Source organism: Halomonas sp. MCCC 1A11062, from assembly GCF_021404355.1.
GTDB lineage: Bacteria > Pseudomonadota > Gammaproteobacteria > Pseudomonadales > Halomonadaceae > Halomonas > Halomonas aerodenitrificans.
Genome location: NZ_JABFTW010000028.1, coordinates 43,800 through 53,496, shown reverse-complemented (window position 1 = coordinate 53,496; position 9,697 = coordinate 43,800). Strand labels below are relative to the sequence as shown.

Below are 9,697 nucleotides of genomic sequence, written 5' to 3'. Positions count from 1 at the left end.
GAGCGACCAGGCCCGCGAACTGGCCAGGCTGGTGCAGCGTTTCAAGATCGAGGAAGCCACGGCGTAGCGGAGGCGAAGCACCCACCCTTGAGAGGCTGCTGGTTCGAGGCTTGCGCGAGGTCGCCATGTTATGCTGGCATGAATCAGCACTTCCCAGGAGAGTGTCGTGTCCTCCGCGCCCCGCAAGAAACTGCCCATCGGGATCCAGACCTTTGCCGATATCCGTGAAGGCGGATACTACTACGTCGACAAGACCCCGGCGATCCACCGCTTGGTGGAGGCGGGCAAGTACTACTTCCTCTCGCGGCCGCGGCGTTTCGGCAAGAGCCTGCTGCTGGATACCCTACGCTGCCTGTTCGAGGGCCGCGAGGCGCTATTCGAAGGGCTCTATATTCACGACAAGTGGGACTGGCAGGTTCGCTATCCGGTAATTCGCCTGAGCTTTGCCGATGGCGTGATGCAGAGCCGCGACGATATCGACAAGCGAATCCGCTATCTATTGCGCCACAATCGAGAGCGGCTACGCATTGACGCGACCCAGGCGGAAGACATACCGGGTGAATTTGCCGACCTGATTCGCGGTGCCCACGAAAAGTATGGCCACCGCGTGGTAGTACTGGTCGACGAGTACGACAAGCCCATTCTCGACAACCTGCTCGAGCCCGAACGGGCCCGCGAGCTGCGCGAGGGATTGAAGAACCTCTACAGCGTGCTCAAGGATGCCGACCCGCACCTGGCCTTCGTGCTGCTTACCGGGGTGTCGAAGTTCAGCAAGGTAAGCCTGTTCTCCGGCCTCAACAATCTCAACGACGTGACGTTGGACGCCCCCTACGCGACCATCTGCGGCTACACCGACGACGACATCGACACGGTATTCGCCCCCGAGCTGCCGGGGCTGGAGCGAAGCCAGATCAAGCACTGGTACAACGGCTATCGCTGGGGCGGGCAGGATGTTACGGCCGTTTACAATCCCTTCGACGTGCTACTGCTGTTCCAGAAGCGTCAGTTCGGCGCCTACTGGTTCGAGAGCGCCACGCCCACCTTTCTGGTGGAAGTGCTCAAGCAGCGCGGGGTGTTCACTCCGGCGCTTACTGCCTGGCACAGCCGACCGGCGCTGCTGAGTCGCTTCGATGTGGATGATATCGCCACCGAAGCGCTGCTGTTTCAGACCGGCTATCTCACCCTGAAAGGGGTACGCGAAGAGGTACCGAATCGCCCCATCTATCGCCTGGGTTTTCCCAATCAGGAAGTGGAAGCCAGCCTCAATGAGGCGCTGTTGCCTGTGCTGGGGCTAAGCGACGATGCACTGGATGAGCTTATTCTCAAGTTGCCCGGCTTGCTCAAGGTAGCGGACATGGCCGGCCTGGAAACCTATTTCAAAGCCCTCTACGCCGGGCTGCCCCACGACTGGTACCGCAACAACCCCATCGCCCGCTACGAAGGTCACTATGCCAGCGTGTTCTACAGCCATTTCGCCGCGCTGGGGGTGAAGGTGACGGTGGAGGACGCCAGCCACCACGGCAAGGTCGACATGACGGTGGATTTCGCCGGGCACCTGTTCCTGTTCGAGTTCAAGGTGGTGGAACAACTGCCCGAGGGCAGCGCTCTCGAGCAGATCAAGGCCAAGGGCTACGCCGACAAGTACCGCGCCCAGGGCAAGCCGATGCATCTGATAGGCGTGGAGTTCTCCCGCGAGCGGCGCCAGATCGTGGCGTTCGAGGTAGAAAACGTACATTGCTGATCAAGAAGTTTGGCAATCGTCAAACTTATTGAACTTTTCTCTCAATCTCTCCTTGCCATTGCCGATAACGTTGTCAGGCAGGCCTCGCCTGTATGCGTCAAGTACAACGATCACGACAGCCACTGCCGACCGGTCGGTCCACGGCAGGGCAGGAGAGCCAGAGATGAATTCCATTACGCTGACACAGTACCCAACAGGTGACGAGACCGAGCCATCGGCCGCGCCGGCATTCGCTTCACAACCACAACGCCGCGAGCGCTTGGGCTTCAGTGCCCGTCTGACGCTGATGATCGTTTCGCTGGTGTTGATTTCGGTAATGCTGGTGGCGGGGCTGGTCTATACCCAGTACCGACAGTCGTTTACTCAGGCTACGGTGAACCAGTTGCAGGGCACCGGCGAAATGATGGCCGGCGCTTTCACGCAGTGGCTGGGCGCGCGCCAGGATGAGATTGGCTACATTGCCGGCCTCGATCCGGTCAGGCAGGTCGAGGTCGAGCCGATTCAGCACCTATTGGCTCGCGTTGCCGAGCAGAGCGGCTACTACGACACGCTGTTCTTCGTTGGCCCGGATGGGGTCGGTGTGGCCGGGGTGAGCTTCGATGGCAGTGCCACGGTGATGTCCGCCGCGGAAGCCGCCGAGTTCCAGGTAGCGGACCGCGCCTGGTTCCGCGAGGCGATTCAGGGCCAGCCGGTGTTCTCCCAGCCGCTGGTATCGCGTGCCACCGGCAACCAGGTGAGCAACGTGGTGGCGCCTGTGTTTGGCGGCAACGGCGAGGTGGTAGGCGTGGTGCGTGGCGCGGTGCGGCTCGACGTATTGTTCGAGCGCATGGCCGAGATGTCCCTCGGCGGAAGCTCCGACACTTACCTGCTGGGGGGAGATGGCATGCCGGTTACCCCCGTGGCAGCGCTGGCCGGGGAGAGCCGCGAGCTGGTTACTCAGGCAGCGACTGCCATCGGCGCCGGCGAGAGCGGTGTGGGTCGCTATACGGACGTTGCCGGCACGCGAGTGATTGGCAGCTATACCTTCCTGCCGCTGCTGCATTGGGGGCTGGTGGTGGAGGTGCCCGAGCGGGAGGCCTTGGCCGAGGTGTCACGGCTGTTCTGGATTCTGGTCGCTATCACGGCGGTGATCGTCTCGGCTGCCGTGCTGGTGAGCCTGGGTGTGGTGCGCTCGGTGGTGAAGACTCTCGGCGGCGACCCCCAGCGTGCCGCTGAGGTGGTGCGTCGCGTAGTGCAGGGCGACCTGACCATGCGGGTACCGGTGAAAGCCGGCGATACCACCAGCCTGCTGGCCCATATGCACGAAATGCAGCAGAAACTGCAGGCAATGATGGGCGACATCCGCCGTACCGCGGAATCGGTCAGCGTGGCGAGCAACGAGATCGCCCAAGGCAATGAGGACCTGGCCAGCCGTACCGAGGAGCAGTCTTCCTCGCTGGTCGAAACGGCTTCTAGCCTCGAGCAGATGACCGCCACCGTTCGGCAGACGGCAGAGTCGTCGACCCAGGCGCGCGAGTTGACCGTCGAACTCGACGAGCAGGCGCGCAGTGCCAGCGGAGTGGGGCAACAGGCGGCGCAGTCCATGGGCAGCATCAAGCAGGCCAATAGGCGCGTCGAGAGCATCGTCGAGGCCATCGACGGCATCGCCTTCCAGACCAATCTGCTGGCGCTCAACGCCTCGGTCGAAGCGGCGCGGGCTGGCGAACACGGTCGTGGTTTCGCCGTGGTGGCTACCGAAGTGCGCAACCTGGCGGGGCGTTGTGCGGCCGAGGCCAGCAAGATCCGCGAGCTGGTCGACTCCAGCGTGGCAAGTGTCGACGAGGGTGAACGGCTGGTCACCACGGCGAGCCAGCAGCTGGCCACCATCGCCGAGGGAGTGAAGCGGGTCTCGAGCTTCATCAGCGAGATCGCCACGGCAGCTACCGAGCAGTCGTCGGGCATCGAGCAGATCAATATGGCGGTCAGCCAGCTCGATGAGGTGACGCAGCAGAACGCTTCCCTGGTAGAGGAGGCCACCGCCGCCAGTCACTCCCTGAGCGACCAGGCCCGCGAGCTGGCCAGGTTGGTGCAGCGTTTCAAGATAGACGAGACGGCGTCGCCCCGGCCAGCGTGAGCTGAGCGGCCACCGCGGAGCGCCCGTTACTCCGCGGTGGCCTGATTCGTTATTTAGTGGGGTTTAGCTCGGTGAGCTTCAGCGTTCGCTGGCTCTTCTCATACTATGCCATGGCCGCTATGGGTTCCTCGGTTTGGAATCGGTTAATATTGAGGTTTTGATCTGCCGGGTGTCCTCTTCTCATGCCGAGTATCGACGTCCTCATTGAGCTTTCCGCTGAGGCCTGCCTGGCGCATTACGAAGGTCGGGTTGGGCAGGTGCTGGCCCATAGCCTGGATGGCCGCCGGGTGGTGTTTCCTGCGGAGGCGCTGCGGCGCGTAGTGACGCGCGATGGCGTACACGGTACCTTTCGGCTCTCATTCTCTCCTGAGGGTCGCTTTCACTCGATTGAACGTTTGAGTCACTTCAATTGAAATAGCGTTGAATCGTTCTCCTGTTTGTCGAATGTCAAACCTTCGCATCTCGTTAGGTTGGATGGGCTCTGATATAACCGCACCAGCAAAATTCGTGCTAATCGGCTCGCCTCGGGTGGCCGCGTACAAGGACGCAACGATGTTTTCCAACAAGACGCGGGGACCTCGCGAATATCAGAACCGCAGCCTGGACGCCCTGGCCGAGCCGCCTGAGGTGGGGCACGAGCTGTTCGTAGGTCTGAGTGCTCTTCGCGATACCCTGAGCAGTCGCCACCATTCGCGGGATTTCGCCTTCGCCCATGCCCGCTACCTGCGCAGCCGCGTGCTGGCGGTAGGGCTCATCTTTGCGCTGCTCTCACCGCTATGGATCGTGGTGGACACCTTGGTGCTGCCGGTCGAGCTGCTGCGCTATACGTTGCTGGGTCGGGCCATTCTGATGCTGGGCTTGGTGGGGGTGCTGGCGCTGGCCTATTTCAGCCGCGAGCGCATCCGTCGCATTCGCTTCAGCGCCGGCATGTTGCTGGCGCTCCCGGCGGCCTTCTACTTGCTGGTGCTGATCGTCCTGCCGTCGGAGCAGTTGGTAAACCTGATTGGCTATGGCTTCATTCCCTTCCTGCTGGTAGCGGCGCTCAGTGTGTTTCCCTTCACGCTGTTGGAATCCTTGGGGGCCGGCATCGCCATGCTGGGTCTGCTGGCCTTCGCGCAGTTGACCGATGGTAGTTGGCTGAGTGGGCAGGGGGTAGAGAGCCTGTGGCTGCTGGCGACCCTGCTCGTGGTGTCGCTGGCGGCCAATCATTTCCAACTCAGCCTGCTGTTACGGCTCTATCGTCAGGCGACCCACGATCCTCTGACCGGACTCTTCAACCGGGGAGCGCTCGAAGTACATCTGAGCAAGGTGCAGACCTGGCAGCGCGAAAGCGAGGGGCAGGGGAGTTTCGGTAACGTGCCCTGTTCGTTGTTGATGCTCGATCTCGATCACTTCAAGCGTATCAACGACAGCTACGGCCACTCGGTCGGCGACAGAGTGCTGTGTCAGTTTGCCGATCTGCTGGTGAGGCAGACGCGTCGGCACGACTGTGTCGCTCGCTATGGTGGCGAGGAGTTCGTCATCATACTGGTGGGCAGCGGCGAAGCCAGGGCGACTGAGGTCGCGGAGCGGATTCGCTATGCCGTGGAGAAGAGCGAATTCACTGACCATGACGGCAAGATCATTGCAGTGTCCACCAGCATTGGCGTGACCCGGCTGCTTCAGGACGAGCCGCCCCAGCAGGCGCTGAAGCGTGCCGATGAGGCGTTGTATCGGGCCAAACGTGAGGGGCGTAACCAGGTCATGGTGGCTAACGATCCTTTGTCCAGCGAGTGACGGGCCCTCAAGTCTTTCAGCCTCCTGCCGATATTCGATTTCATGGAAAGTCGACTAGCGGGGGCCTGATGCCCAACAATTCACAGCAGGTAGCGCTGCATACCTGGTTGCTGCTCGTGCCGCTTCTGCTGCTGGCCATGGGTGGCGTCAATGGCCTGGCGAGCTGGCAGCTTCCGGTTGAGTGGCAGCCGGCCTGGGTCAGCCTGGCGATCATGCTGCTGGTGGGTGCTGGTCTGCTGGCAACGCTGCTGGCTCGAACCAGGACGGCACAGTGCTGCGGGGCGCTTTTGCTGCCATTCGGTCTGTTTGCTCCCCTGCTGACCTGGCTGCCGCCAGGGATGGTCGCAGAGGTGTTTCCTCAGCGCCTCTCACTTTCACCTGCGACCAGCATTGCGGTGTTGATCGTCTCGATCTGTCTCATGGCGGGTATCGGCTCCGCGCGAGGGCGCCACTCCTGGTGGTTCGGTGGGGTGGGGATCGTTCTGGTCGGCGGGCTCAGCATCGTCGCCGGGCTAAGACCCGACCTGCTCAGACCGAGCCCTTGGGGTACCGCCTTTGCCACGCCTTTTACCGCCTTGCCTGCCCTGCTGACGGGTACCGCCATGGTGTTGATGGCGCGCAACCCTTCCGTCTCTCCGGTGCTGAGTCGTGGTGTGGTCGTGGCATTGGCCGGTGGGGTCCTGTCGAGTGGCCTTGTCTGGTATGCGCTGGCCTGGCAGCAGTACGATGCCCGCCAGCAACACGCCGCCGAGTTGCTCACTAACTTCAAGGTCAGTGCGGAACGGGTGGTAGACAGGCAGCAGCGTGAGCTGCAGCGTATGGCGTCACGCTGGGCCGAGTTCGGTGGCTTGCCCCCCGCCACGTTTCGTCGCGTCGAAGCCGATACCTATTTCCATGACATGCCTAGTCTGGTGTCGCTCTACTGGCAGGAAGGGGAGAGCGAGCGGTTTCAATGGGGACGAGAAAGAGAAACGTCGTTTCAGCTGTTGAATTGGCTCGAGCGGCACGACTGGTTGCTGGACTGGCTGGCAGTCGGCGGGGGCTATCCGCGCTGGGTTTTGCCCGATGCCGCGCACCCGGAGCTGGCCATGGTAACGGTACCGCTGGCCCAGCCTGCCCGGGGTAGGCTGGTGGCCGTTCTCGATTTGCGACAGCTGCTGGAGCGGGAAATCCGTTCGTTGGCTACGCCGCTCGTGCTCTCTGTTCGAGGTCAGGGCAGCCTGCTGGTGGCCAACCAAGTCAACGGGGAGATGGCGACGGAGCTTCAGCAAGGCTTTTTGGTACTGCCTGGTGGAGCCACCTTGGGCGTCAAGGTCCAAGGTAATGGTCCCTTCGCGATGTCCAGTCTGGGCGAGGCGATACCCCTGGGGGTGGGGGTGGCGGGGCTCGTGCTGAGCTACCTGCTAGCGTTCAGCCTGGCCATGGCCGATCTGAGCCGCCGCCGTTCACTGGCCCTGGCGCGTACTCAGCGGCACCTGCGGGCTCAACAGCGCGTGCAAACCTTGATTGCCCGCGATCAGCCGTTGGAAGAAACGCTCGGAGCCATTTGCCGCATTGTCGAGGCGCAGGTGCCTGGTGGCATCGTATCGATCATGCTGTGCGACGAGACGCGTCTTTATCTGGATCGAATCTACAGTATCAGCTTGCCTCAAGCATACTGCGACGCGGTCACTGGTACCGCGATAGGACCGAAGAACGGTGCCTGCGGTCGGGCGGCGTATATCCGTGATTTCGTAGTATGTGCCGATATCGCTCATGATCCCAACTGGCGAGGGTTTCATGCCCTTGCCGCCGAGCACGGTCTCAAGGCGTGCTGGTCATATCCCGTGAGTGCCAGCAATTCGGAGGTGTTGGGTACCTTTGCCATCTATTATCGCGAGCCGGGCGAGCCCAGGAAAAGCGACCGGCGCCGCGTGATCGAGGCTGCCGAGCTGGTATCGCTTGCAGTAGAGCGGGAACGCAACCGTGAGGCGCTGAGGGAGAACGAGCAGCGCTACCGCTCGCTATTCACCTATCACCCCGATGCGGTGTTCTCGCTCGATCTGGCAGGACACTTTACGTCGGTCAATGCTGCGTGCAGCAAGATCACGGGCTACGCCATGGAGCAGCTCATCGGCTCCCATTATTCGGTGTTGGTGTTGCCCGAGGATCGTTCGCGTATCCAAGCCTTGTTCCGCAATGCGGACCCGGGCGAGGCCTTCCGCTATTCCGCCACCATTTGCCATCGCGAGGCGCGGGCCGTCTATCTAGATGTGACCAATTTGCCCATCGTCGTCAATGGTAGCGTGATCGGCTTTTACGGTATTGCCAAGGACATGACCGAGCAGCATCGGCGAGAGACGGAGCTGCGTATTCTCCAGCGCAGTGTCGAGGCCAGTATCAACGGCATCGTCATTGCTGATGCCAGGGCAGAGGGAAAGCCGGTCATTTACGTCAACGAGGCGTTCGAGCGCATCACCGGCTATGGACGCGACGAGGTGCTGGGGCGAAGCTGCAGCTTCCTTCAGGGCAGTGAGACGGATCCGGAAGCGGTGGCATCGATGGGCAAGGCGCTGGCCGAGCGGCGCGAGATCAACGTCACGCTGTGCAATTACCGTAAGGATGGTACGCCTTTCTGGAACAATCTCTACTTGGCCCCGGTGCGAGACGGGGAAGGCACGGTAACGCATTTCGTCGGCATTCAGCATGACATCTCCGAGCGCAAGTCCTATGAGGCGAAGCTTTCCTTCCATACCAGCCACGATGCGCTGACGGGGTTGGCCAATCGCTCCCTGTTCGAAGACCACCTTCTGCATGACGTTCAGCTGGCCAAGCGCCATGGCCGCACCCTGGCGGTGCTGTTCGTCGACTTGGACGATTTCAAGCCGATCAACGACAGCCTCGGTCACGAAGTGGGCGATCAGGTGCTGATTCAGGTTGCCCAGCGCCTGGCGGACGAGCTGGATCCCGGTGATACGCTGGCCCGCTTTGGGAGTGACGAATTCGTCATCCTGCTGCCTGAGCTTGCACGTGAGGAGAGTGCCATTCGTCTGGTGGAGCGAATGCTCACCTGCATTCGACGCCCGTTCCGCGTTGCCGAGCATGAGCTTTACATCGGTGCCAGTGTCGGTATCGCCTTTTTGCAGGATGAGCTGGAGAATCCGGTCGAGCTCATCCAGCAAGCCGACATGGCCATGTATCGGGCCAAGCAGAAGGGGCGCAACGCTTGGGAGTGCTTCACCAGCGACATCAACGATGAGGTCAGCGCGCGCATGGCGTTGCGCAACGATCTGCAGGAGGCGATCGAGGCGGAGAACTTCGAACTCCATTACCAGCCCTTGCTCGATGCCCGTAGCGGCAATGTGGTCGGAGTCGAGGCGCTCGTGCGTTGGAAGCACCCCGTCAAGGGGTATCTCTCTCCCGGCCTGTTCATCCCCTTGGCCGAGGATACCGGTCAGATCGGTCCTATCAGTGAATGGGTACTGCGTCAGGCCTGTCGAGACATGTGTCGGCTGGCGGCCGAGGGTTATGGCCAGTATCGCGTTTCGGTCAACCTCTCGCCGCTGCAGTTCCGGCGGCCAAATTTTCTGTCCAACCTGCAGCAGGCGTTACTCGAGACCGGGCTCTCACCGGAATATCTCGAGCTGGAGCTGACCGAGGGTATCCTGATGGCCGACTCGGCCGCCGCCGTCGAAACGCTGCATCGCCTGCGTGACATGGGCGTCGAGGTTTCCATCGACGACTTCGGCACGGGTTTCTCCAGCCTGAGCTATCTCAAACAGTTGCCGATCGGCAAGATCAAGATCGACCGCAGTTTCGTACGCGATATCGCCACCAGCCGTCATGATGGCGCGATCGTCCAGGGCATCATCTCCATGGCGCACCATCTGGGGCTTGCCGTGGTGGCAGAAGGCATCGAAGATGCCGAGCAGCGTGACTTCCTGGCGGCGCATGGCTGCGATGTGTTCCAAGGCTTCTTCTTCGCCCGCCCCATGCCGCTGCAACAGTTGCGTGCTTATCTGGGACAACCGACCGTGACTAGCGAGGGCGATGCACTGCCAGCCAGCAAGCTTTCGTAGACGGAAACG

Annotated in this window: 5 protein-coding genes; all 5 read left to right on the top strand. The window is 61.7% G+C overall.

Translation table 11 applies throughout. The features are described 5' to 3' along the window. Positions 1-166: 166 nt before the first annotated feature. The 5 genes from HOP58_RS20345 to HOP58_RS20325 all read left to right on the top strand — a co-directional run bounded on the left by HOP58_RS20345 (position 167) and on the right by HOP58_RS20325 (position 9,688). Positions 167-1,741: an ATP-binding protein gene (locus HOP58_RS20345; RefSeq protein ID WP_234261379.1), complete on the top strand. Its 1,575-nt coding sequence runs from the start codon at positions 167-169 to the stop codon at positions 1,739-1,741. A 163-nt stretch (positions 1,742-1,904) separates the two neighbouring features. Continuing rightward, positions 1,905-3,854 carry a methyl-accepting chemotaxis protein gene (locus HOP58_RS20340; protein ID WP_234261378.1) on the top strand — a complete coding sequence of 650 codons (1,950 nt, stop codon included), beginning with the start codon at positions 1,905-1,907 and terminating at the stop codon, positions 3,852-3,854. A gap of 182 nt (positions 3,855-4,036) precedes the next feature. After that, positions 4,037-4,267, top strand: coding sequence for a DUF2835 domain-containing protein (locus HOP58_RS20335; protein WP_234261377.1), 231 nt, complete (start codon positions 4,037-4,039; stop codon positions 4,265-4,267). Between the two features lie 139 nt (positions 4,268-4,406). Further along, positions 4,407-5,630: a GGDEF domain-containing protein gene (locus HOP58_RS20330; protein ID WP_234261376.1), complete on the top strand. Its 1,224-nt coding sequence runs from the start codon at positions 4,407-4,409 to the stop codon at positions 5,628-5,630. A 68-nt stretch (positions 5,631-5,698) separates the two neighbouring features. Next, positions 5,699-9,688, top strand: coding sequence for an EAL domain-containing protein (locus tag HOP58_RS20325; RefSeq protein WP_234261375.1), 3,990 nt, complete (start codon positions 5,699-5,701; stop codon positions 9,686-9,688). Positions 9,689-9,697: the final 9 nt, after the last annotated feature.

Bases quoted from the DNA above. Each gene is read 5' to 3' on its own strand.
- HOP58_RS20335 (WP_234261377.1), top strand. From the start codon at position 4,037: ATGCCGAGTATCGACGTCCTCATTGAGCTTTCCGCTGAGGCCTGCCTG.
- HOP58_RS20330 (WP_234261376.1), top strand. From the start codon at position 4,407: ATGTTTTCCAACAAGACGCGGGGACCTCGCGAATATCAGAACCGCAGC.
- HOP58_RS20325 (WP_234261375.1), top strand. From the start codon at position 5,699: ATGCCCAACAATTCACAGCAGGTAGCGCTGCATACCTGGTTGCTGCTC.
- HOP58_RS20340 (WP_234261378.1), top strand. From the start codon at position 1,905: ATGAATTCCATTACGCTGACACAGTACCCAACAGGTGACGAGACCGAG.